General features: G+C 64.2%; 24 protein-coding genes. 8 read left to right on the top strand and 16 right to left on the bottom strand.

Annotated elements, in window-relative coordinates; translation table 11 throughout:
- Positions 1-27: 27 nt before the first annotated feature.
- On the top strand, positions 28-1038 hold the full coding sequence (locus ACVW1B_RS20000; protein WP_456822079.1) for a methyltransferase: 1011 nt from the start codon (positions 28-30) through the stop codon (positions 1036-1038).
- Positions 1039-1052: 14 nt separating this feature from the next.
- Here the strand turns inward: ACVW1B_RS20000 and pstS are convergent, their stop codons facing one another.
- The gene (gene pstS / locus ACVW1B_RS20005; protein WP_253607942.1) at positions 1053-2114 is read right to left on the bottom strand and encodes a phosphate ABC transporter substrate-binding protein PstS; all 1062 of its coding nucleotides are present in this window, start codon (positions 2112-2114) and stop codon (positions 1053-1055) included.
- A gap of 235 nt (positions 2115-2349) precedes the next feature.
- On the opposite strand from pstS, the gene ACVW1B_RS20010 reads away from it, so the two are divergent.
- On the top strand, positions 2350-3327 hold the full coding sequence (locus ACVW1B_RS20010) for a DMT family transporter (RefSeq protein WP_456822080.1): 978 nt from the start codon (positions 2350-2352) through the stop codon (positions 3325-3327).
- Between the two features lie 42 nt (positions 3328-3369).
- Here ACVW1B_RS20010 and ACVW1B_RS20015 read toward each other — a convergent pair whose 3' ends face one another.
- The 7 genes from ACVW1B_RS20015 to purC all read right to left on the bottom strand — a co-directional run bounded on the left by ACVW1B_RS20015 (position 3370) and on the right by purC (position 8962).
- Positions 3370-3966, bottom strand: coding sequence for an invasion associated locus B family protein (locus tag ACVW1B_RS20015; RefSeq protein ID WP_456780264.1), 597 nt, complete (start codon positions 3964-3966; stop codon positions 3370-3372).
- A 248-nt stretch (positions 3967-4214) separates the two neighbouring features.
- A complete protein-coding gene (locus ACVW1B_RS20020) occupies positions 4215-5819 on the bottom strand; it encodes an ABC transporter substrate-binding protein (protein ID WP_456822081.1) in 1605 nt (534 codons plus the stop codon).
- 130 nt (positions 5820-5949) lie between these two features.
- Positions 5950-6912: a tripartite tricarboxylate transporter substrate-binding protein gene (locus tag ACVW1B_RS20025; RefSeq protein ID WP_253609965.1), complete on the bottom strand. Its 963-nt coding sequence runs from the start codon at positions 6910-6912 to the stop codon at positions 5950-5952.
- Between the two features lie 63 nt (positions 6913-6975).
- On the bottom strand, positions 6976-7677 hold the full coding sequence (purQ, locus tag ACVW1B_RS20030) for a phosphoribosylformylglycinamidine synthase subunit PurQ (RefSeq protein WP_057018388.1): 702 nt from the start codon (positions 7675-7677) through the stop codon (positions 6976-6978).
- Positions 7674-7925 carry a hypothetical protein gene (locus tag ACVW1B_RS20035; RefSeq protein ID WP_456822082.1) on the bottom strand — a complete coding sequence of 84 codons (252 nt, stop codon included), beginning with the start codon at positions 7923-7925 and terminating at the stop codon, positions 7674-7676. The genes purQ and ACVW1B_RS20035 overlap by 4 nt, the downstream gene beginning before the upstream one ends.
- Before the next feature lie 11 nt (positions 7926-7936).
- A complete protein-coding gene (purS, locus tag ACVW1B_RS20040; RefSeq protein WP_456822083.1) occupies positions 7937-8179 on the bottom strand; it encodes a phosphoribosylformylglycinamidine synthase subunit PurS in 243 nt (80 codons plus the stop codon).
- Between the two features lie 15 nt (positions 8180-8194).
- A complete protein-coding gene (gene purC, locus ACVW1B_RS20045; protein WP_016843454.1) occupies positions 8195-8962 on the bottom strand; it encodes a phosphoribosylaminoimidazolesuccinocarboxamide synthase in 768 nt (255 codons plus the stop codon).
- A 349-nt stretch (positions 8963-9311) separates the two neighbouring features.
- Between purC and ACVW1B_RS20050 the strand changes: the two genes are divergently transcribed.
- The gene (locus ACVW1B_RS20050; protein WP_057018385.1) at positions 9312-9635 is read left to right on the top strand and encodes a DUF1476 domain-containing protein; all 324 of its coding nucleotides are present in this window, start codon (positions 9312-9314) and stop codon (positions 9633-9635) included.
- A gap of 29 nt (positions 9636-9664) precedes the next feature.
- Here ACVW1B_RS20050 and ACVW1B_RS20055 read toward each other — a convergent pair whose 3' ends face one another.
- Entirely contained in the window at positions 9665-10609 is a 945-nt protein-coding gene (locus ACVW1B_RS20055) for a LysR family transcriptional regulator (protein WP_253589906.1), read from the bottom strand.
- 112 nt (positions 10610-10721) lie between these two features.
- Here ACVW1B_RS20055 and ACVW1B_RS20060 point away from each other — a divergent pair, with 112 nt between their 5' ends.
- The 3 genes from ACVW1B_RS20060 (at position 10722) to purB (ending at position 14372) form a co-directional block, all read left to right on the top strand.
- The gene (locus tag ACVW1B_RS20060) at positions 10722-11549 is read left to right on the top strand and encodes an isocitrate lyase/PEP mutase family protein (RefSeq protein WP_456822084.1); all 828 of its coding nucleotides are present in this window, start codon (positions 10722-10724) and stop codon (positions 11547-11549) included.
- Positions 11550-11884: 335 nt separating this feature from the next.
- Complete coding sequence (locus tag ACVW1B_RS20065; protein ID WP_456822085.1) at positions 11885-12775, top strand: hypothetical protein; 891 nt, start codon at positions 11885-11887, stop codon at positions 12773-12775.
- A 166-nt stretch (positions 12776-12941) separates the two neighbouring features.
- Entirely contained in the window at positions 12942-14372 is a 1431-nt protein-coding gene (gene purB / locus ACVW1B_RS20070; RefSeq protein WP_076828436.1) for an adenylosuccinate lyase, read from the top strand.
- 67 nt (positions 14373-14439) lie between these two features.
- On the opposite strand, the gene cynS is transcribed toward purB, so the two are convergent.
- The 7 genes from cynS to ACVW1B_RS20105 form a co-directional block, all read right to left on the bottom strand.
- On the bottom strand, positions 14440-14928 hold the full coding sequence (gene cynS / locus ACVW1B_RS20075) for a cyanase (RefSeq protein WP_050387665.1): 489 nt from the start codon (positions 14926-14928) through the stop codon (positions 14440-14442).
- A gap of 19 nt (positions 14929-14947) precedes the next feature.
- Complete coding sequence (locus ACVW1B_RS20080) at positions 14948-15859, bottom strand: ABC transporter ATP-binding protein (protein WP_456822086.1); 912 nt, start codon at positions 15857-15859, stop codon at positions 14948-14950.
- 196 nt (positions 15860-16055) lie between these two features.
- The gene (gene ntrB / locus ACVW1B_RS20085; protein ID WP_253607933.1) at positions 16056-16895 is read right to left on the bottom strand and encodes a nitrate ABC transporter permease; all 840 of its coding nucleotides are present in this window, start codon (positions 16893-16895) and stop codon (positions 16056-16058) included.
- A gap of 157 nt (positions 16896-17052) precedes the next feature.
- Entirely contained in the window at positions 17053-18444 is a 1392-nt protein-coding gene (locus ACVW1B_RS20090) for an ABC transporter substrate-binding protein (protein ID WP_438072609.1), read from the bottom strand.
- 106 nt (positions 18445-18550) lie between these two features.
- Positions 18551-19429: a sulfurtransferase gene (locus ACVW1B_RS20095; protein WP_253607931.1), complete on the bottom strand. Its 879-nt coding sequence runs from the start codon at positions 19427-19429 to the stop codon at positions 18551-18553.
- Positions 19430-19554: 125 nt separating this feature from the next.
- Positions 19555-20730 carry an acyl-CoA dehydrogenase family protein gene (locus ACVW1B_RS20100; protein ID WP_456780258.1) on the bottom strand — a complete coding sequence of 392 codons (1176 nt, stop codon included), beginning with the start codon at positions 20728-20730 and terminating at the stop codon, positions 19555-19557.
- Between the two features lie 36 nt (positions 20731-20766).
- Positions 20767-21309 carry an OsmC family protein gene (locus ACVW1B_RS20105; protein ID WP_225164216.1) on the bottom strand — a complete coding sequence of 181 codons (543 nt, stop codon included), beginning with the start codon at positions 21307-21309 and terminating at the stop codon, positions 20767-20769.
- A 267-nt stretch (positions 21310-21576) separates the two neighbouring features.
- Here ACVW1B_RS20105 and ACVW1B_RS20110 point away from each other — a divergent pair, with 267 nt between their 5' ends.
- Together ACVW1B_RS20110 and ACVW1B_RS20115 are read left to right on the top strand one after the other, a co-directional pair.
- Positions 21577-22242 carry a TetR/AcrR family transcriptional regulator gene (locus ACVW1B_RS20110; RefSeq protein WP_456781895.1) on the top strand — a complete coding sequence of 222 codons (666 nt, stop codon included), beginning with the start codon at positions 21577-21579 and terminating at the stop codon, positions 22240-22242.
- A gap of 298 nt (positions 22243-22540) precedes the next feature.
- The gene (locus tag ACVW1B_RS20115) at positions 22541-23758 is read left to right on the top strand and encodes a GGDEF domain-containing protein (protein WP_253607928.1); all 1218 of its coding nucleotides are present in this window, start codon (positions 22541-22543) and stop codon (positions 23756-23758) included.
- The last annotated feature ends 5 nt before the right edge of the window (positions 23759-23763 follow it).

Below are 23763 nucleotides of genomic sequence, written 5' to 3' on the forward strand. Positions count from 1 at the left end.
GCAGTGACAACCAATTGGGATCAAGTCATGAGCGCGGCAACACCGGAACATATTATGCAGATTGGTCTGGGCTTTTGGGCGTCCAAAACGCTCTTGAGCGCCGTCGAACTGGGCGTGTTCAGTACGTTGGCCGATGGCCCCGCTGACCTGCCGACGCTGCAAAGGACGCTTGCGTTGCATCAGCGATCGGCCCGCGACTTCCTCGATTCGCTGGTGGCGCTCAGATTGCTTGAGCGCGAGAACGGCATCTACAGCAACACCCCGGACACGGACCTGTATCTCGATCGCGCCAAGCCATCCTACATCGGAGGCATTCTGGAGATGGCGAATGCCCGGCTCTATGGCTTTTGGGGATCGCTCACGGAGGCCCTGCGCAGCGGCGAATTGCAGAACGAGGGCAAGGGCGGAGGAGAAGACTTATTTGCGGCATTGTATGCCGATCCGGATCGGTTGCGGGGATTTCTGACCGCGATGAGCGCAATAAGCGCGGGTGCGGCGCATGCTATTGCCGGCAAGTTCCCTTGGAGCGAGTACAAGACTTTCATGGATCTCGGTTCGGCTCAGGGCATGGTGCCTGCCACGCTCGCACACGACCATCCGCACCTCACCGGCATCGGCTTCGACCTTCCCGCGGTCAAGCCGGTGTTCGAGGAATTTATCGCTCAGCGCGGGCTGGAGGATCGGGTGCGGTTTCGGGGAGGAAACTTCTTCGAGGACCCGCTGCCGGAGGTTGACGTCATCATCATGGGTCACATCCTTCATGATTGGGACCTTGCCAAGAAACGGGCGCTTCTCGGCAAGGCATTCGATGCGCTTCCGAAAGGTGGCGCAATCATTGTTTATGACGCCATCATCGATGACGATCGCCGCGAAAACGCTTTCGGGCTTCTGATGAGCTTGAATATGCTGATCGAAACCGCCGGTGGGTTTGACTACACAGGCGAAGACTGTCAGACTTGGATGCGCGACGTCGGATTTTCCCGAACGCGGGTCGAACCGCTCGTTGGCCCGGATTCGATGGTGATCGGATTTAAGTAGCGTATCCGCGTGGTCTACCGATCAGTCCGCTTTCCGGACGCCGCTGCCGACGCCGTAAGCGCCTCGAAATTATGCTGCCAATACTGCTCGATCTGCTCGACCAGCGTGGCCGGCAGGGGAACGTAGTTGAGCAATTGAGCCTGCGGCTTGCCGCTCTGCAATGACCAGCGCAGGAAGTCGATCGCGGTTGCCGACCCGTCGGGCGATTTCGGCTGCTTGTGCATCAGGACGAAGGTCGTGGCCGTGATCGGGTATGCGTCCTCGCCGGGAGCGTTGGTGAGGACCTGGTAAAAATCCTGCGTCGTCGTCCAGTCCGCACTCGACGCCGCAGCCTGGAACGATGCGGCGTCCGGAGTGACGAAATTGCCGGCACTGTTCTGCACCAGACCGAAGGAAATCCGGTCAAGCCGTTGCAGCGCGTAGGCATATTCGAGATAGCCGATCGCCCCGGGAATCAAACTGACGAGCGAGGCGACGCCATCATTACCCTTGCCGCCGAGCCCTACCGGCCACTCGACCGACGAGCCCTCTCCGACGCTTGCCTTCCACTGCGCACTGACCTTCGCAAGATAGTTCGACCAATTGAACGTCGTCCCCGACCCATCGAGGCGATGCACGACGGTGATCGCCGTGCGCGGCAGCTTCAGATCGGGATTGACCGCCTGGATGGCCGGATCGTTCCACGATTTGACCTTGCCGAGATAGATGTCGGCGAGCAGCTGTCCGGTGAACTGGATCTGGCCGGGCTTGACGCCCGCGATGTTGACCACCGGCACGACGCCTCCGATCACGATCGGGAATTGCACCATGCCGAGCCTGTCCAGCTCTTTCGGATCGAGCGGCATATCGCTCGTCCCGAAATCGACGGCGGCCTTCTTGATCAGGCCGACGCCGATGCTCGAGCCCACCGATTGATAGCTGACCGTGTTGCCGGTCTTGGCCTTGTAGGCATCGATCCATTTCGCCATCACAGGCGACACGAAGGTTGAGCCCGCGCCCTTGGTCTCCGCAGCAAAGCATTGCGTTGCGACGACGAGTGCAGTGAAAATGATCGGTAATTTGAAATGCTTCGTCATGCTGTTGAGCCTAGCAGGACGAGCCAGACGCCCGTGTGGGCCAAGTCACAAAACGGTAGCATACGCCGGAGGCGTCGGATTGGCACCCGGACGACGCCAGCCTCAGTCCCACAGACGCAGCCCGCCAATTCCTCCAAGCGGGATATCGGCGTAAATTCAATACCCTAGCCTTGCATCGCGCCGCCGCGCTAGATTGCTGCTTCGCGCGCCAATGCGCGAAGGGAGCCAAATCAAGGTGCCGAAGAGCACAGCGAAAACGGGCGGCGTGACGGCTCCCGAGAAAGTGCCCACCTCGTCCACGTCAGCGCCGGGCGCGCGCGGCTGGCGCGACTATGCGCTGCTGCTGGCGCTCGCCTGCTGCTGGAGCTCTACCTATCCATTGACCAAGATCGGGCTCGGCTCGATCCCGCCGGTGACCTTCATTTCCGCGCGCTCGCTGGTGGCCGCCGCCTTCCTGCTCATCGTGCTGCGCATTCGCGGCATCCGCATCCCGACCGACCTCAAGGCCTGGAAGCTGTTCGCCTTCCAGCAGACCATCAACTCCACGATCCCGTTTTTGGTGATCACCTGGGCGCAGCTTTACGTGCCGGCATCCAACACCGTGGTGCTGGCCTCGACGACGCCGATCTTCGCCTTCCTCATCACCTGGGCGATCACGCGACACGAGCCGGCCTCTCTGCTCAAGCTGGTCGGCGCGATGCTCGGCCTCGCCGGCACGGTCGCGATCATCGGCCTCGACGCACTCTCAGGCTTCGGCAAGGAGATCTTCGCCGAGATCGCGATCCTGCTCGCCACCGTCTCGTTCGCCTGCGCCACGATCTTCGGGCTTCGGCTGTCGGACTATGATCCGATGGTCGTGGCGGCCGGCTCGCTGTTGTTCGGCGGCACCGTGCTGCTGCCGGTCGCCCTGATCGTCGACCATCCCTGGACCCTGCACCCGACGCCGCAGGCGCTGGTCGCCACCGTCGTGATGGGCATCTTCTCCAGCGCGTTCGGCCTGATGCTGTTCTACATGTGCCTGACGCGGCTCGGCACGCTGACGACGAATGCGCAAGGTTATCTTCGCATTCCGATCGGCGTCGCGCTGTCGGTGATCCTGCTCGGGGAATCCGTGCCGTCGAATCTCGCGCTCGGCCTCGTGCTGGTCATGGCCGGCGTCGCCGCGATGACGGTGCCGGGCGAAGCAGTCAAACGGTGGCTGCGCAGGCTTTAGCTGCTGCTCATCGAATCTGACAGACCCGCTATTTGCGGTCGCCTATCTCGCTTCACAGCGCGCTTTGCGCTCCTCTTCGGCGCGCTTCGCACGCTCCGATCTCGCCTGCTTTTCCTCCGCCGAAAGCACCTCCTCGATGACCTTCGTCTCTTGTGCGGGTCCATCGTAGGCATCAGCGAATCCGGCGAGCGGCACGGTCAGGCTGATCGGCGAATTGGCCTTATCGAAGGCTTCCAGAGTGAGCGCATGCGCTTGCTTGAGCTGGTCGACCATTTCCGGTCCGGCGTCGTAGTCAGCCGTGCAACCGTAGGCAAAGCAGCCCGCGTAGGGCCGCTCAATCGCTTGTCCCTGATCGATAATGATCCGAACACCACGTTCGACTATCACCCGGGTCGGCAAGAAAACGCGCAACGTCTTCCTTGAATCTCCGGTGCGCGCGATCAGCGCGGCTGCCACGACTGCCCCGCAGTCTATGTTCTCTATCTTCGATCGCCCCTCTCGCCCGACAATGCAGGTGTCGGCTATGCAGAACTTCGTCCAGGGGGGATAAGTCAACGTAGCCTGTTCGCCGGCTGCTGGGCCGGCAACCAGCCAAGCAAGCGCCATGCCGGCGCAGCAACGCAAGATCACACGGCGCATGGCCGCTTTCCCCGATCAGACCTGAACTCAGGCTCGTCGCGGACTGTGTCCGCATCAGGGCGTTGCACGCCGCAGAAATGCTACTTCTTGTCGTCCTTCGCAACGTCGCGGGTCACGAGTTGCTGCAGCACCTCGGCGCGCGAGTTCATTGGCGTCGGGTACGACCGTCGACAGGTCGACGAATCGCTTCTTCACCGCTTCGCTCGCACTCGGGCGCAGCCATGCGGGCGACGATGCTGGATCCCGGCTTATTGCACGCTGACCAGCGTGAGGTCGACGAACCACGATTGGGGCGACACAAAACCCTTCACCTTCGGACTCATCGCGCGAGGGTTCAGATCGTGGACAATATAGAGCCAGGGCGGATCGTCGACGAGGCGCTCATGCGCCTTGCGGTAAGCCGCCGAGATCACTTTCGGATCGGTCGCTTCCGAAATCGTCTTGAGTGCGGCTTCGAACTCGTCGTCCTTCCATTGCTCGAAATTGAAACCGTTCGGTGAAAAATTGGCGGCCAGGAAATAGCGCGCCATCACGCCGGCGTCCGACGAAGGCGAGCTGATATTGAGCGCCATGGCGCCGCGCAAAGTTGGGCTGTCGGGCGTGGCCCGGGCCGCCGTCAGAAGCACCTGCCACTCGATGACGTCGAATTCCACATCGACCCCGCAGGCTTCCTTCAGGTTCTGCTGCAGGAATTCGTTCATCGGCAGGGGCAGCATCTGCCCCGAGCCTGAATTCGAGATCAGCACCTTGAACGCCAATGGCTTCGCCGACGTGTAACCCGCCTCGGCAAGCAGCGCCTTGCCCTTGGTCGGATCGAACTTGTAGTGATTGACCGGCGCGCCGAAATCGGGATCGCTGGCCTTGAGCCAGCCGACCGACGGCTCTGCGGTCCCGTTGAGCAGGGACACCAGCCCGTCCCGATCGATGCAGTAGTTCAGGGCCTGGCGAACCCTGACGTCCTTGAACGGGCTGTTGGCGGCGCCGATGTTGTAGAACCACGGCCAGACATGCGGATAGGAGCCGGTGGTAATGGTGAAGCCGGCGGATTTCAGCGAGTCGACGCCATCGGCCGGCGGCACTTCGATCCAGTCGACCTGGCCGGCACGCAAGGCGGCCAGCCGCGAATTGGCCTCGGGGATCGGCAGCAACACGACATTGTCGACCTTCGCTGTCTTGCTCGTGTCCCAATACTTGTCCCAACGCGCCAGATCTGCCTCTTGCCGCGGCACAATCCTGGTGATGCGGAACGGCCCGGTGCCGGCAGCCGGCAACGTCGCGACCTTGGCCCAGTCGCGGCCGGCCTTTTCGAATGAGGCGGGCGAGGTGAACAGAAGATAGACCGCCATATAGGGAAAATAGGATGCCGGCTTCGTCGTCGAGATCGCCACCGTTGCGTCATCGATCTTCCGGTAACTGCCCATCACCGGGACCCGCGCCCGCGACATCGCCGAACTCGGCGGCTCAAATTGCGGGCTCTCGCTGTTGAAGTAGCGATCGAGATTCCAGATCACGGCATCGGCATTGAAATCGGTACCATCGTGGAATTTGACGTCCTGGCGCAGATGGAAAATCCAGGTCTTGTTGTCGACGGGGTCCTGTTCCCATTTCTCCGCGAGTCCGGGACGCAAAGTCGCCAAGCGGTCGGTTCCGCTCAGATTCCACAGCACCAAACCTTCAAAGATCGGATAACCGAGAAAGCGCATGCCTTCGAAGCCGTTATTCGGCAGCCCGGTGGCCGTCGGGATATCGGACGCCGTCATGGCGATGCGCAACGTGGTCTCGGCCATCGCCCAATGCGACCACAGCAGCGCGCATAGGAACGCAATCGTGCAGTGAGCCTTGCGAATGAGCATGATGCGCTCCCGTCCTGATCGATCGGGAGATCACCAGCAAATTTCAGGCCAGTCTGGCGAGCGGCTGACGCAAGGCTCGCCGCCTCGGCGACCGCGTCGAGGGCAGAGCCAACGCAGCGACGATGACCCTCTACTTCTTATCGTCCGCCAGCAGCGTGCGGTATTTCGCGACGTCGCGGGTCACGAGCTGCTGCAGCGCCTCGGGCGCGAGCTCATTGGCGTCGGGGGCGACGGTCGACAGGTCGGCGAAGCGCTTCTTCACCGCCTCGCTCGCAACCGCGGTGCGCGCGGCGGCGTTGAGCTTGGCGATGATCTCGGGCGGTGTGCCCTTCGGCGCGAACAGGCCGTTCCAGCCCTGCGCCTCGAACTCGGGCAGTCCGGCCTCGGCCGAGGTCGGCAGTTCCGGCAGCGAGGCCAGCCGCACGGTCGAGCCAACGACGACCGCTTTCACCAGCTTGTCGTCGATCGCCTGCGACACCGAGGCCGCGGCATCGCAGACGCCGTCGATCTGGCTGCCGATCGCGTCCGTCAGCGCAAGCGCTGCGCCGCGATAGCCGACCAGCTGCACGTCGATGCCGGCGGCATGAACAAAGCTCTTGCAGATCAGGTAATTCGAGGAGCCCACGCCGGCATGGCCGAGATTGACCTTGCCCGGATTGTTCCTGGCGTAGTCGATGAATTCCTTGAGGTCCTTGGCCGGAAAATCCTTGCGCAGCGCGACGATGCCGAAGGTCTTGGCGACCACGGCGATCGGCGCGAAGGAGTCAGGCATAAACGGCAGCTTCGGATAGATCGTGTAGGTCGCGGCGTTGGTGCCGGCATTGCCGATCGCGATGGTGTAGCCGTCCGGCTCGGCGCGCGCGGCGCGGGCGAGCGCGGTCGAGCCGCCGGCGCCGCCGACATTCTCGATGATGATGCTCTGGCCGAGCGCAGCGCTCATCTGGTCGGCGACCGCGCGGGCGATCACGTCGGAGGTGCCGCCGGCCGTGAACGGCACGATCATCGTGATCGGACGCTTCGGGAAGTCCTGGGCGTAGGCCGACGTCGCAAGCACAAGCGCCGCAGCCGCGGCAACGCACCACCGCCGCAGCATTTTATTCTGACGCGTTTTCTTCACGCGAACCGGTCCCCACTTCGCTCAAAAACGCTATGGTGATTACGCCGCCTTTTCGAACTGCTGGACCAGGCCTGCGAACAGGCCGCGGCCGTCGGTGCAGCCCATGATCTCTTCGACGTGGTTTTCGGGATGCGGCATCATGCCGAGCACGTTGCCGCGCTCATTGACGATGCCGGCGATCGAATGCGCGGCGCCGTTCAGATTGGAGGCCTCGTCGACCACGCCCTCCGGCGAGCAGTAGCGGTACAGCACCCGCCCGTCGCCTTCGAGCCGCTTCAGCGTCTCTTCGTCCGCCTCGTAATTGCCTTCGCCGTGAGCCACCGGCACGCGGATCACCTGGCCGGCATTGTAGCCGCGGGTGAACGGCGTGTCGGAACGCTCGACGCGCATATGCACGTCGCGGCAGATGAACTTCAGCCCGGCATTGCGCATCAGCACGCCCGGTAGCAGCCCCGACTCGCAGAGGATCTGGAAGCCATTGCAGACGCCGAGCACGAGCCCGCCCTTGGCGGCGAAGTCGCGCACCGCGTCCATCACCGGCGCGCGCGCTGCGATCGCGCCGCAGCGCAGGTAATCGCCATAGGAGAAGCCGCCGGGCACCACCACGAGGTCCGTGCCTTTGGGCAGCGCGGTCTCGGCGTGCCAGACCATCGCGGTCTCATTGCCGGATGCGAGCTTGAGCGCGCGCGCCATGTCGCGCTCGCGGTTGATGCCGGGGAAGACGAGGACGGCTGATTTCATGGAGTTGGTACTTCGTTCAATTCGAGACGTGTCTCTATGCGGTCAAGACGCCCTTCGTGGCGAACCAGCGTCGCGTGAATACCGGAAATCTCCTGGAACACGCCGGTAATTTCCTGGCGGATACCATTCTGAGACGTTCGCGATGCCTGCATTTGCTTCAACTCATCGATCTTGCCGTCGACCTGAGCCAAACGCGCCTGGACCGATTTCATCACTTCGAACATCAGCTCCATCGTCACGTCGGCCATTTGCTCGCCCCTTACGCCTTCAGTTCGATGGCATAATTCTCGATCACGGTATTCGCCAACAACTTGTCGGCGGCGGCCTTCAGCGCCGCTTCCGCCTTGGTCTTGTCGGTCGCGGCGAGCTCGATGTCGAACACCTTGCCCTGGCGAACGCTGGCGACGCTGTCGACGCCGAGCGATTTCAGCGCACCCTCGATCGCCTTGCCTTGCGGATCGAGGATGCCCGACTTCAATGTCACAGTCACACGTGCCTTCACGGTCGTCCCTTCAGCTTAGCTCTTCACCAGCACCGGGCCGCTGCCGGCCGGCCGCTCGTTCTCAATCAGAATGCCGAGCCGCTTGGCGACCTCGGTATAGGCCTCGAGCAGGCCGCCCAGATCCCTGCGGAAACGGTCCTTGTCGAGCTTCTCGTTCGACTTGATGTCCCACAGCCGGCAGGAGTCCGGCGAGATCTCGTCGGCGACGATGATCCGCATCATCTCGTTCTCGAACAGCCGTCCGCACTCCATCTTGAAGTCGACGAGGCGGATGCCGATGCCGAGGAAGAGGCCGGTCAGGAAGTCGTTGACGCGGATGGCCAGCGCCATGATGTCGTCGATCTCCTGCGGCGTCGCCCAGCCGAAGGCGGTGATGTGCTCTTCCGACACCATGGGGTCGTTGAGCTGGTCGTTCTTGTAATAGAACTCGATGATCGAGCGCGGCAGCTGGGTGCCCTCCTCGATCCCGAGCCGCTGCGACAGCGAGCCGGCGGCGACGTTCCGCACCACCACCTCGAGCGGCACGATCTCGACCTCGCGAATCAGCTGCTCGCGCATGTTGAGGCGGCGGATGAAGTGGGTCGGCACCCCGATGTCGTTGAGGTGCTGAAACAGGTACTCCGAAATCCGGTTGTTGAGGACGCCCTTGCCCTCGATCACCTGGTGTTTCTTGGCGTTGAACGCGGTCGCGTCGTCCTTGAAGTGCTGGATCAGGGTTCCCGGCTCGGGGCCTTCGTAAAGCACCTTGGCCTTGCCTTCATAAATACGGCGTCGACGGCTCATTGGGATGTACCGTGTTTTGTTGAAATCCATGGATTTGGGTGCTCCGGATGACTTGGGGTTACGACCCACGACGGAGCTGCCGCGGAGGCCTGGAACCTGGGCAATCCAACTGGAAACAGAACAAGAACCATGCCTGTTGGCAACCTATCCGATTGGCCCATCCAGCACAATCGATAGTGCCCCCTTGAGGGCACTTATACCGCCCTATCATAAAGGGCCGATTCCGCCAGTTTTGCCTGCGGCTTAACGGCTCGTTGTCTTGCCGATTCCTCCCACCTATCTAGGCAGGCACAGGGGCTGCCGCAACGCGCGGCGGCCCTCATTCAGCAAGGGAATTGGAACTTCAGCCATGAGCGAATTCAACAAGCGCGAGGAAGGTTTCGAGAAGAAGTTCGCCCTCGACGAAGAGCAGAAGTTCAAGGCTGAAGCCCGCCGGAACAAGCTGCTTGGCCTGTGGGCCGCCGAGAAGCTCGGCATCACGGGCGATGCCGCCAGCGCCTATGCCAAGGAAGTGGTCGCCGCCGACTTCGAGGAAGCCGGCGACAACGACGTGCTGCACAAGGTTCTGAAGGACCTCTCCGCCAAGGACCAGGCCGTCACCGAGCGCGATATCCGCGCCAAGATGGACGAGCTGCTGGCGGTGGCCGCGGCCCAGGTCAAGGCGGGAAGCTGAGTTCCCGGTACACCCTACCAAGTCGACTTTTACGCGCGCCGGACACCGTTCCGGCGCGACGTATTTGTGCCCCTCGCCTTGGTGAAGTCGGCACGGAGGATGTCGAACAGACGGCGTGAGGCGGCGCTAAGGAAGCCGCCATGCCGCGTCACGGCGACGACCTCGTGACTTGCGGCGAGATCGCCGACGCGGATCGTCGCGATCCTGGAGCTCCCCAATTCCTCCGCCGCATTGCTTTGTGACAGCAGCGCGATCCCGAGCCCGGCCTCGACCAGCCGCTTCTGCGCCGTGAGGCTGTCGACCGGCGTCCAGGCGACCTCGCCGAGCCCATGCGTCAGGAACAGCGCGAAGACGTGCGAGGCGGTGATTTCGCGACGTCCCGGCACTTCCGGGAAGGCGATCCACCGCTCATCCCTGAGATCGGCAAGCTTGCCGACCCGGCGTCCCGCCAGCGGATGGTCCGGCGCGCAGACCACCCCGAGCGGCTCGGCAAACAGCACCTCACAATCGAGGTCGCGCGAGCGATCGCGGTCGTAACGCAACCCGATCGTCGCCTCGCCGCGCCGGATCAGGTCGCTGACCTCGGCGCTGGTCGCGGTGCGCAGCGTCAGCGCAACGTCCGGATGCCGGCGGGCAAAGCGCTTCAACACGTTCGAGAGCCGCTCGCCGGCGAGCGTGCCGGTCACCGCCAGCGCCACCGGGCCGGAATTGTCGCGCAGCAGCGCGCGCACCGCGTTCTCGGCATCCTGCGCCGCCGCCACCGCGCGTTCGGCATAGGGCACCATCACCCGCCCGGCATCGCTCAGCCGCGTCTTGCCCGCGATCCGCTCGAACAGGGGCACGCCGAGCTCCTGCTCGAGCAGCGCTATGCGCCGCGAAATCGCCGGCTGCGAGCGATGCAGCGCCTTGGCGGCATGCGAGATCCCGCCGCGCCGATGCACCACCAGGAACGTGTTGAGCGCGTCGCTGTCCATCGCTCTCCTCATGCAAAAAGCTGATGATATCGAGAGAAATAACAAATTTGTCTGATGGGCGAAACCGCCCTATCGCTGCTTTCAGTCGCTTTTGACAACAGCAGGAGTTCACATGCGCACCCAGGCGGACAAGGCAGCACGGTTTCGCGAGCTGCATCAGCGGCCCGGCGCCTTCATCATTCCAAATCCGTGGGACGCCGGAACGGCGAAGCTGCTCGCATCCATGGGCTTCGAGGCGCTCGCAACCACCAGCCTCGGGCTCGCCAACACGCTCGGCCGTTCGACCGTCAGCCTCGACGAGATCATCGAGAATTGCCGGGTGATCGCCGAGGCCACCGACCTGCCCGTCAATGCCGATCTGGAAAAATGCGGCGCCGACATGCCGAAGCTCGCGGCCGAGGCGATCCGCTTCGCCGCCGAGGCCGGCACGGTCGGCGGCTCGATCGAGGACTCGACCGGCGACCCGCAGCGCCCGATCTACGATTTCACGCTCGCCGTGGAGCGGGTCCAGGCCGCGGTCGAGGCCGCACGGGCGCTGCCCTTCCCGTTCACGCTGACGGCGCGGGCGGAAAACTTCCTGCACGGCCGCAAGGACCTCGACGACACCATCAAGCGGCTGCAGGCGTTCGAGGCCGCCGGTGCCGACGTGCTGTATTCGCCGGGCCTCTACGATCTCGCCACCATCAAGGCCGTGGTGTCGTCGGTCAACAAGCCCTTCAACCTGGTGATGGGCTATGCCGATCCGACCCTGACGGTCGAGCAGCTGTCGGCCGCCGGCGTCAAGCGCATCAGCGTCGGCGGCGCGATGCAGCGCCACGCGCTGGCTGCGTTCCTGCGCTGTGCCCGCGAGATGAAGGACAACGGCGCATTCAGCTTCGTCCGCGACATGGCGCCGGTGAAGGAGGTCCGCGCGGCATTCGCCGCAGCTAAAGGCGAATAGGAAGCAGCGAATAGCTAATCGGAAAGCATCCATTCGCTATTCGCGCTTCTCTCATCTCCTCGAAATCCGTCTTCCGACAAGTCGCCACTCACGTCGCGGCGTGCCTTGCGCGGCCGCGATTCTCAGTCTGCGCACGACATATTCAGTCTGCGCACGACATATATGGTCTCCTCCTCCAGGGTGAGTGAACGGCTTCACACAACCATCGGTGAATCGGACGTAGAACACGACGGGCGCAGGCGTACGATCAGTTCATTCCGTTCGATCCTGCGCACGTCGATCAATCTACACCGATGGTCAGAGGCGGCGTCTCGTCGCCATGGGGGATTTCCAAAATGAAGAGCTGGTTGTTTTCCCTGCACAAGGGCGTTGGAAACAGTCCGCAATTTTTTACGAACGTCTTCAACGGCGAGGCCTGGAGCGGCGATGTCCCGATGCCGGGGAACACCTGGATCAGCAACACGCCGGCAGCCGTCGTCTTCAACACCAACCTGTATGTGTTCTATCCGATCAACCAGTCCCTCTATTACAGGGTCTATGACGGCGAGCTGTGGACGGCGGCAGCCCAGGTGCCCAACATGGCCGGCGTCGGCGGCGGAGTGGCGGCCGCCGTGTATGACGGCCTGATCTATCTACTGTACTCGAATCCCGGCCAGTCCGACCTGATGTACAAGACCTACGACGGCACCAGCTTCGGACCCGAGATCAACACATCCGGAACCAACCACCTCATCTCCGTCGCCTACCAGAACGTCGACTCCCCGGCCGCGGTCGTGCGCGGCGACACGCTCTACGTGTTCGGCCGCGGGCCCGGCTATAGCGAACCCGGCAACATGAACCGCTTCTGGTACGCGACCTTCGACCGCAGCACCTGGCGAAGCAATCCGGTTGCCGGCACGGAAGGCCTCAGCAACGGTCCGGGCGCGGCGTCCTACAAGGACTGGATCTACCTGTTCTTCAACGACCCCACGGGTCTCTTCTTCTTCAAGCGGTTCGACGGCATTGGCAGCTGGGGAGCCGACCGCCAGGTCCCCGACACGCCGGGCAATTTCGGCAATGCCGCGCCGGTCGTGTTCAACGACACATTGTACGTCCTGCACCAGGGACCCGACGGCCAGTTCCTGTACAAGACCACTGACGGCGAGGACAACTGGACCAGCGACACGGCCGTGCCGAACACGGCCGGCCTGAGCTGCGGACCCGCCGCAGTGACCTTCTCGCTCTGACGCGGGGCGAAGCATGCCTGCGCCGCCCCGGATTGCCCGAGGCGGCGCCTTCCTGAATCTGGTATGCTGGCGCCAGCACCGCAAGCCCGGCCGAGCGTTACCAGACCTGACGATTCATCGCAGGTCGCGGCTTGCAGCCAGCCTCAGGCAATGCCAAGAGAGCGGGATGTCCCAAGATCACATTTCCAACGTCCTCGCCGAACGTTACGCTTCGCCCGCCATGCGCGCCATCTGGAGTGGCGAAGGCAAGGTCCGCCTCGAACGCGACTACTGGATCGCCGTGCTGAAGGCCCAGCGCGATCTCGGCATCGCGGTGCCGGATGGCGTGATCGAAAGCTACGAGCGCGTCAAGGACCAGATCAACCTGGCCTCCATCATGAAGCGGGAGCGCGTCACCCGCCACGACGTCAAGGCGCGCATCGAGGAGTTCTGCGAGCTCGCCGGTCACGAGCACCTGCACAAGGGCATGACCAGCCGCGACCTCACCGAGAACGTCGAGCAATTGCAGGTCTACCGCGCGCTGCAGCTCATCGAGACCAAGAGCATCGCCGCACTCATCCGCTTTGCCACGCGCGCGAAGCAATTGCGCGACATCCCGTTCACCGCGCGCACCCATAACGTGGCCGCGCAGGTCACGACGCTCGGCAAGCGCATCGCCATGTCCGGCGAGGAGATGCTGCTGGCGCATCAGAGCCTGGTCAATGTGCTGCAGACCTATCCCGCCCGCGGCCTGAAGGGCGCGGTCGGCACCCGTCTCGATCAGATCACCCTGTTCAACGGAGATGCCGGCAAGGCGCGCGCGCTCGAGCAGCGCGTCCTCGTTCACCTCGGCCTGCCGAAGGCCCTCGATGCCGTCGGCCAGGTCTATCCGCGCAGCCTCGACTTCCGTGCGGTCAGCGTGCTCACCGAGCTCGCCAGCGGGCCCGGCAATTTCGCCAAGACCATCCGCCTGATGGCAGGCCACGAACTCGCCAGCGAAGGTTTTGCCAAGGGCCAGGTCGGCTCCTCCGCGATGCCGCACAAGATGAACAGCCGCTCCTGCGAGCGCATCAACGGCCTGCATGTGATCCTGAAGGGCTATCTCGCGATGGCCGCAGGCCTTGCCGGCGATCAGTGGAACGAAGGCGACGTCTCCTGCTCGGTCGTCCGCCGCGTCATGCTGCCCGATGCCTTCCTCGCCATGGATGGCCTGCTCGAAACCTTGCTCACGGTGCTCGACCAGATGGAGGTGTTCGAAGCCGTCGTCGAGACCGAGCTCAACCGCTATCTGCCCTTCCTGCTGACCACCACGGTGATGATGGAAGCGGTCAAGAAGGGTGCGGGCCGTGAAGGCGCCCACGAGGCGATCAAGGAGCATGCCGTCGCGGCCATCGGCGACCTGCGCACCGGCAAGATCGTGCAGAACGATCTGCTGCAGCGCCTCGCCGCCGACAAGCGTCTTGGCTTGAGCGCAGCCGAATTGCAGCACGTGCTCGACCAGGGTCGCGCCAACTCCGGCGACGCCGGCGCCCAGGTCGATTTCTTCGCCGAGCAGGTCGAGGCTCTGGCCAAGGCCAAGCCTGAGGCGGCTCGCTACAACCCGGGCACGATCCTGTAGCGAATGGTGAGGTGCGAGTAGCGAATGGGCAGGAATCCATTCGCTACTCGCCATTCGCCCCCTCGCCTCACTCTTCCTTGAAGCCGTATTCCGGCACGTTGCCGCTGGCGCCGTAATATTTGTACGGCAGGAACTTGCCGCTCATGGTGATCTTGACGCGGTCGCCCTTCGGATTGGCGACGCGCTCCAGCGCCATGTCGAAGTCGATCGCCGACATGATGCCGTCGCCGAATTCTTCTTCGATCAGCGCCTTCCAGGCCGGACCGTTGACCATCACCATCTCGTAGAAGCGGTAGATCAGCGGATCGGTCGGCGGCATCGGCGTGCCGGTGCCGCGCATCGGCACCTCGTTGAGCATCGCGATCTCGGCCTTCGACAGCCCGAACAATTCGCCGGCATTCGCCGCCTGCGGCTTTGTCAATTTCATCTGGCCGAGGATCGCGCCCGTGATCAGCACATCGGAATAGCCGCCGATCTTCTCGCAGATGTATTTCCAGCTCCAGCCCTTCTCGCGCTTGATGTCGAGCAACTTCTCGGTGAGGTCTTCGCGTTTCATCAGGTTTCCTCCTTGGGCTTCAGCGCGCAGCGCTCTGCGCGGGATTGAGTTCGACGGCGCGTGGCGGCGAGACGATCACCGGCTCGCCGACGCCGGGCCGCACCGTCGGCACGTGGCGCGGATCGTGACCGGTCATCTCGGCGGCAAAGCTCTTGCTGCGGCTGACCAGGAAATCGACGATATGGTTGCGCAGCGCATAGTAATAGGGATGGCGGTGCAGGTCGACGCGGCCGCGCTCCTTCGGCAGCGGGTTCTCGACGATCTCGGCCAGCACGGCACCGGGACCGTTGGTCATCAGGAATATCCTGTCGGCGAGGAAGATCGCCTCATCGACGTCATGCGTGATCATGAAGGTGGTCTGCCCGGTCTCCAGGCAGATCCGCCGCACCTCGTCCTGCAGCGTGCCGCGGGTCAACGCATCCAGCGCCGAGAACGGCTCGTCCATCAGCATGATCTTCGGGGTGATCGACAGCGCCCGCGCGATGCCGACGCGCTGTTTCATGCCGCCGGAGAGCTCGGACGGATGCTTGTGCTCGGAGCCGGTGAGCCCGACGAGATCGATGAACTTCTGCGCATGCGCCTTCACCCGCGCACGGTCCCATTTGCGCCATTTCGAGCTGACAGCATAGGCGACATTGCCCGACACGGTGCGCCACGGCAGTAGCGCATGGCTTTGGAAGATCACGGCGCGGTCGAGGCTGGTGCCCTCGATCCCCTGCCCGTCGACGATCACCGTGCCCTCGCTCGGTTCGTCGAGGCCGGCGAGGATGTTCAGCACGGTGGTCTTGCCGCAGCCGGAATGGCCGATCACGCAGCCGAACTCGCCGCGCGCCATCGACAGCCAGAAATTCTCGAACACCGTGGTGACGCCGCCGCCGGCGCCGGGATAGCGCCGCGCAATGCCCTCGATCGAGATGAACTTGTCGGTCATCCGCGGTAGCTCCACGAATGGACTGCGCTCCCTCGCCCCGCTCTTCGCGGGGAGAGGGTTGGGGTGAGGGGCTTCCTCCGCGAGCACGGCGGCAGATAGACCCGCGGAAACTCCCCCTCACCCGATCGCTTTGCGATCGACCTCTCCCCGCAGGCGGGGCGAGGTGAAGGGGCTGCAATGCGGCTGTCGGTCATCGCTACTCCGGAAACGTTACCATGCGCGTGAACCGCGCCAGCACCTGGTCGAGCAGCATGCCGACAAGGCCGATCAAGAGGATCGCGATGATCACGTTGGTGATCGACAGGTTATTCCACTCGTTCCAGACGAAGTAGCCGATGCCGGTACCACCGACGAGCATCTCGGCGGCGACGATCACGAGCCAGGCGATCCCGATCGAGATCCGCATGCCCGTCAGGATCGTCGGCGCCGCCGCCGGCAGGATCACCGTGAAGGCGCGCCTGACGGTGCCGACCTCGAGCGTGCGCGCAACGTTGATCCACTCCTTGCGCACACCGGCGACCCCGAACGCGGTGTTGAGCAGCATCGGCCACACCGAGCAGATGAAAATGACAAAGATCGCCGAGATCGAGGAATCCTTGATCGTGTAGAGCGCGAGCGGCATCCAGGCCAGCGGCGAGATCGGCTTCAGCACCTGGATGAAGGGATCGAGCGCCCTGCTGATCAGCGGCGACATGCCGATCATGAAGCCGAGCGGAATCGCGACGACGACCGCGATCAGATAGCCGAGCCCGACGCGCCCGATCGAATAGGCGAGCTGGATGCCGAGCCCCTTGTCGTTCGGGCCATTGTCGTAGAACGGCCGCTTCAGATGCTCCCACAGCTTGGCACCGACATCGAGCGGCCCGGGCATCGCCGACTTGCCCTGCGTCGCGGTCAGCCCCATCAGCCTGGCGTATTCGGGGCTCATCGCCGCCGTCGTGCCGCTGCTGCGGGTGGCGAGGTGCCAGGCGCCGAGGAAGCCGGCAAGCAGCGCGATCGAGACGATGGCGGCGCGGAGACGGAGGGAGAAGGTCACGCGCACTCCCTCCCCGCGTCGTCCCTGCGAAAGCAGGGACCCATAACCACCGGCCCCAATTGTTGCGCTAAGTGTCTCCCCGCGCGCCTAACCGAGAGAGCACGGCGTATGTGTCCCTGCTTTCGCAGGGACGACGCCGTGGAGAAAGCCTCGCCCGTCACGACGATTTCCTGATCTTGAAGCTCGCGAGATAATCGTCGGGCTTGGCCGGATCGAAGCTCTTGCCCATCACCGAGAACGACTTGTACGAGGTGGCGGGTGGCGCGAGGCCCATCTCGGCCATCACCTTCCTGGTATCGGTGGCGAGATAGACCTGCTCGGCGACCGCCTTGTAGTCGACGTCGCCCTTGATCTGGCCCCAGCGCTTCATCTGCGTCAGCATCCACACCGCAAAGGACTGCCAGGGGAACGGATCGAAATCGACGCGCTTCGGATCGGTTTTCACGCCACCGAGCCCGTCGGCATAGGTGCCGGTCAGCACCTGCTCCAGCACCGTCACCGGCGCGTTGATGTAGTTGGCCGGCGCAATCGCTTCCGCGATCTGCTTGCGGTTCTCGGCCTTCGCCGCGTAGCCGGTGGCATCCACGATCGCGCGGGTCAGCGCCGCGAAGGAATTCGGCGCCGTCGTGATGAACTCGCGGCTGGCGGCAAAGCTGCAGCAGGGATGGCCGTCCCAGATCTCCTTGGAGAGGATGTGCAGGAAGCCGACCCCGTCATAGATCGCGCGCTGGCAGATATTGTCGGGCGCGAGGAAACCGTCGATGTTGTCGGCGCGCAGATTGGCGACCATCTCAGGCGGCGGCACCGAGCGAAGCTGCACGTCGGTATCCGGATCGAGCCCGTGCTCGGCGAGGTAATAGCGCAGCAGGTAATTGTGCATGGAGTAGTCGAACGGAATGGCGAACTTCATGCCCTTCCAGTCCTTCGGATCGCGCCTGTCCTTGTGCTTCATCGCCAGCGTGATGCCCTGCCCGTTGATGTTCTCGATCGCAGGGACCGTGAACGGGATGGCGTTGGCGCCAAGGCCGAGCGAGATCGCGATCGGCATCGGCGCCAGCATGTGGGCGGCGTCGTATTCCTTGTTGATGGTCTTGTCGCGAATGACCGCCCAGCCGGCGGTCTTCACCACCTCGACGTTGAGGCCCTGCTTGGCATAGAAGCCGAGCGGCGCCGCCATGATGATCGGGGTCGCGCAGGTGATCGGGATGAAGCCGACCTTGAGGTCCTTCTTCTCCGGCGGTCCGGCGTCGGCGAACGCCTCTGTCGCCGTCTTCAGCGGGAAGAACTGTGACAGCGCGGCGAGCGCCGTCGCGGCGCCAACCGATTTCAGGAAAGCGCGGCGCGCGACATCCTGCGGAAACACCGCCCGCATCACCGCCGACGCGACGATGCCTTCGTAACGCTTCTGTTCGCTGAGGTCGGCGACCGGCTCGCAGCGCAACGTGCGCGCGGCCTGCTCATGCTCGGCGGCTGAGCGATGCCAGCCGCAGGCGCAACCCGATCGCGTGAGCACGCGGTCGGCGTCGAAGGGATCATCTGACATGGACATACTGCGCCCCATTGTCGCACCGAAACGCGGAGAACTCCGCGATCCGGTTCATTGATCGGCGTCCGGCCGCGTTTTGCGCCGCCGGACACCAACAAACATGCAGGTTCTATGCCGCCTTGCCGGTGACGACGGCCGCGGTCGGCAAGCCCTCGTCGATCGGCAGCGACGGGTCGCGCGACCACTCGTTCCAGGAGCCGAAGTACATCCGCACGTCCTTCACGCCGGCGTTCTTCAGCGCCAGGAAGGTGTTCGAGGCGCGTGCGCCCTTGAAGCAGTAGAGATAGACCGGCGTGGTCTGCGAGATGCCGACGGTGGCGCACTCCGCCAGGATCTCGTCCTTCGACTTGAAACGCGGGCCCTCGGCGGTCGGCTTCATCATGCGGTACCATTCCAGCCACACCGCACCGGGGATGCGGCCCTTGCGCGGGCAGAAATCCTTGCCGTAGGGCGAGGAGCTTTCGCCGATCCACTCGTCGACGTCGCGCACGTCGAGGATCGCAACACCGGGCTTGCCGACCGCCGCCAGCATCGCCTTGGCGTCGATCATGATATCGCCGGCCTCCGGTACGATCGCAAAGGAGGCCTTCGCCGGCACCGCCACGTCGGTGGTCACCGGCAGGTCGGCCGCCTTCCAGGCATCGAAGCCGCCATGCAGCACCTTGATCCTGGGATAGCCCAGCATCGTGAGCAGGTAGTAGCCGCGGCAGGACTGGCCGAAGCCGGAATTCATCGACTGCTCGTAGATCACCGCGGTCTCCTTGCCGGAGAGACCGGCGGCACCGAACGCGTCGGCGAATTTTGTCTTGAGCTCGTGGATGCCTTCCGGCGTCGAGGTCGCGAGGAAGGTGAAGATGTCATGCACATTGACGGCACCGGGCAAATGGCCGGCCGCATAGGCATCCGGATTTCGCGTGTCGATGATGACACACGGGTCTTTCTTGACGAGCTCGGCAAGTTCGCCGGCGGTGATCAGAACGTCCGTCATGGCAGCCTCTCCTGTCTGTGGTTGCAGTTGTGGTGGTCCCGAACTTGTTTGAGCATGATCTCCGCGCAAACGCGTTCCGCGTTTGTCGCGAGGGAAAACCGGTTTCCACTTTTCCGGATCATGCTTCAGCCGTCCGCCAGCATCTTGCGCAGCTGCTTGGTGGCGGGCGTGACGATGGCGACAAAATAGGCCTCGCGCAGCCTGCGCTGGGCGCGGTGGCTCATCAGGTAGCCGCGCGCGCCGCAATGGAGCATCGCGGCATGTGCGAATGCGACGCTGGCATCGCCGATCCGCAGTCGCAGTGCGACGACGCGGCGCCAGTAACTGTCATCGGCATTGTAGGGATCGCTTGCCAGCGCCATTGCCTCCTTCTCGAACTCGGCATGGAGCTCGCGGAATTGCAGCGGCTGTTGCGGCAGATAGCGGTTGACGTGTCCGAGCGGCGCATGGACCTCGTCCATGATATTGATGCAATCCTTCATCAGCCCAAGACCCATGCCGGCCTGCAACAGGATGAAGCCGGCGCGGATTTTCTTGACGAACGGCGCGGCCGGCTCGGCCAGGATCAGTTCGTCAGGCACGAACACGTCGCGAAACTGGACGCCATAGGTGCCGGTGCCGTCCATCGCCAGGAACGGCTTGCAGGGCGTCAGCGTGATCGCGGGATCGGAGCAGTCGGCGAGGAACATCACGGTGCTGCCCAGCTCGCCGCTTGCGATGCTGCCCGGCTCGCCGCTTGCGATGCCGCCCGGCTCGCCCTTGGTGCCCTCGTCCTCGCGCTCGAAGATCGTGCCAAAGTAGTGGCCGGGCCCGAGGTTCGACACCCAGGGCAGCGCACCGCGGACGATGTAGCCGCCATCGACCTTGCGGCCCTTCAGCTTCAGCCGCTCGATGCCGAAGAAGCTCTTCATCGGGTTCGAGAGCCCGGTGCCGCCGAGCGCGCGCCCGCGGGCGAAGCAGTCACCGAAGCGCGCGGCGAGCTTCATGTTGGTGGAATTGGCGACGTACCAGACCAGCGTGTTCTGGCACCACGCCATGAAGGCGGTGGCGCCGCAGACCTCGCCGAGCGCCGCCATCGACTGGATGGCCCAGCGCAGGTCGGCAGGCCCCTCCTGCGGCACATGGCTGCTCCAGGCGCCGACCTTGCCGAGCCGGCGCAGGAATTCGCCGGGATAGACCGAGCCGGCATCGATCGCGGCTGCGATCGGCGCCAGCTCCTGACGGGCAAGGCGGGCAACCTCGTCCGCAATGGTCGGTGCGGGATCTTGAGCTGCGACCCGCGATAAAGCCAGTGAACCCATGGATGATCTCCGCACCTTGAATTGCCGGTCGGGCGTTTACGCGCTGACCTCGAGATTGACGGGACGGGTGAAGGTGTTGGCGACCGGCGACCACTTCTTCACATGCGCCACCAGCGCGTCGATCTCGGCCTGCGAGACCCCCTCGCACTCCATGTCGACCTTGACGCGGACGTCGGTGAAGCCGACCGGCTTCTCGCTGACGTCGCCGGTGCCCCACACCGCGGTGATATTGAGATCGCCCTCGAGCTCGAGCTCGAGCTTGTTGACGATCCAGCCGCGATGCACGGCGTTGGCGTGCAGGCCGACCGCAAGGCAGGAGCCGAGCGCGGCGAGCGAGGCCTCGGAGGGATTGGGCGCGGTGTCGTCGCCGAGCAGGCCCGGCGGCTCGTCGACGATGTAGGGCGCGAGGTTGCGGATGTAGTTGGCGTGACGGAACTTGCCCTCGGCCACCGTCTTGCACTTCAAGGTCTTGATCACCTTCGGGTTGGCCTTGCCATTGGCAATCAGCTGCTCGAGCCCGCCTTTGTCGATCGGCGCGAGGCAGCCGGTCAGTGCGGTTTTCTGGGCGACAGCGGTCATCAGTTTTCTCCCTGGGAGCGATGGATTTGGTCAGGATACCGAACGGTCTGTTTCCTGCACGAAGCGTGCCAGTCCCGCCGCAAATCAAAAGGCGAAATCCTGCAGGCGCTTAAGCGGGCCTGCCTGCGGATTGATCAGCGCGCGGCTGCTCAAACGCGGTGCATCTGCGGCGCCGCCGCGATTATTTTGAGCGCAGGACGGCGCACATGCCCGCCCCCGTGAAGATGCGGCTTGATGATTTCGGCGCGCTCCGATTTACTGCCGCGCATGGCCAAATCGCTTGCGAAGAAAAAACCTGCCGCGGCGTTCACCGCCGGCGACAATGAATCGGCGCGCGGGCGCCTGCTGAACGCCGCAACCCATCTGTTCTGCAAGAACGGCATCAACGCCACCGGCATCGATGCGATCATCGACGAGGCCGGAACCGCGAAGACCACGCTCTACAAGCTGTTCGGCTCGAAGACCAACCTCGTGCATGCGGTGCTGGAGAGCGAAGGCCGCCAGTGGCGCGAATGGTTCATCGGCGCGATCGAGGCCGGCGGCGGCGATCCGCAGACCAAGCTGTCGCGGATCTTCCCTGCCCTGAAGACCTGGTTCGCCGAGGAGCGCTTCTACGGCTGCCCCTTCATCAACGCGGTCGCCGAGCACGACAAGGACGCCAAGCAGTTCCGCAACATCGCGCTGAAGCACAAGAAGGTGGTGCTGGCGCATATCGAGAAGCTCGCCGGCGAGATGGGCGCGGCCGAGCCGGCCGTGCTGGCGCACCAGCTCGCGCTGCTGATCGACGGCGCCATCGTCGCGGCCATGGTGTCGTGTGATCCGACCGTCGCCGACACCGCGGGCCTTGCCGCGAGCAATCTGTTCGCGCCCGCCAAGGCGAAGAAGCCGAAGCGCGCCGGCGGCGCGGCGGAACAACAGCTCCTCGCCGTGTAACGCAACGGCCGCCGCAATCCGCGGCAGTCCTGCCCTTCTCACATATCGTAGTCTGCCGACGCGGCGTCCGCGCTGTTTCGGCGCGTCCGCCACCCTGGCAAGGCCGGCATTGGCGCAGACTTCATCCTTCTCGCCGCCGGCCGAACCGATCGTCGCGACCTCCGGCGTCGGTATTTCTGCGGCGCGATCGCCCGCCGGGTTTACCTGCCGTCAATCACGCCGCGCGATCGGCGCCGGCCTTAAACGCCTGTTAGGTCGGGCCGGGTCAGTTGCGCGGTGAAAGTACGAGGCAAGAACAATGCAGTCCGAAAAAGGACGATACAGCCAGCCGCGCTGGGGCGTGACGCGCTGGCTCGCCGACGCCGGACCGGGCGTACCTGACGACATCCGCGCGGCGCTGATCGGGGATCTCTACGGCTCGCTGCCGGTGTTTGCGGCTGGCGCGGTCAATACGGTCGCAGTCGCAGCCGTGATCGCGATCCGCGAGCCGACCGCGCTGTTCATCACCTGGGTCGTCCTCGAACTCGTCATCTGCCTCTCGCGCCTCGCCGTGCTCGTGGTTGCGCATCGCGCCGCGCGCGAGCAGCGGCCGACCCCGACCGATCTGCATCTCGTGCTTGCAGTCGCCTGGAGCGCCAGCGTCGGCTTCGGCATCCTGATCAGCCTCGCGAGCGGCGACTGGGTGGTTGCGCTGCTGGCTTCGCTATCGGCGGCGGCGATGGTCGGCGGCATCTGCTTCCGAAATTTCAGCGCCCCGCGCCTTGCCGGCACCATGATCCTGCTCAGCCTCGGCCCGATCGTTCCGGGCGCGGCCCTTGCCGGCGAGCCGCTGCTCTTCATCGTCGTCATGCAGGTGCCGCTGTATCTCACGGCGATGACGGTGGCAGCCTTCCGCCTCAACAAGATGCTGATCGCCACGATGCGCGCCGAGCGCGAGAACGGCCATCTTGCCCATCACGACACCCTGACCGGCCTGCGCAATCGCGCCGGCTTCGTCGCGGCGCTGAACGCAAAGCTGGCGGCCCCCGCCGAGAATGGCGGGCCCTTTGCGCTGCTGTTCTTCGACCTCGACAATTTCAAGCCGGTCAACGACACCTATGGCCACGCCGCCGGCGATCAGGTGCTGATGCTGACCGCGGAGCGGCTGCGGCGTGCGCTGCCCGAAACCGCGGTAATCGCACGGCTCGGCGGCGACGAGTTCGTGGTGCTGGTCAACGGCGTCACGGCGGAACAGGCGCTCACGGCCGGCCAGCGCATCATCCAGACCGTCACGATGCCCTATCAGCTCGCGGGCGGCATCTCGGCCGAGGTCGGTGTCAGCGTCGGCATCGCGGTGTCGCCTGAGCACGGCACCGAGGCCGAACAGCTGCTGGCGTCCGCCGACGCCGCGCTGTACGAGGCGAAATCCGAAGGCAAGGCGCGGTGCCGGATGGCTTCCGTCGCGACCAATGTCGCCGCGCTGCGCCGCCTCACGCAGCACGGCCACGCGCCCGCCACCGATCGCAGCGCCGCCTGAGGCGC

The sequence above is a fragment of the Bradyrhizobium sp. USDA 4502 genome (genome assembly GCF_054063355.1).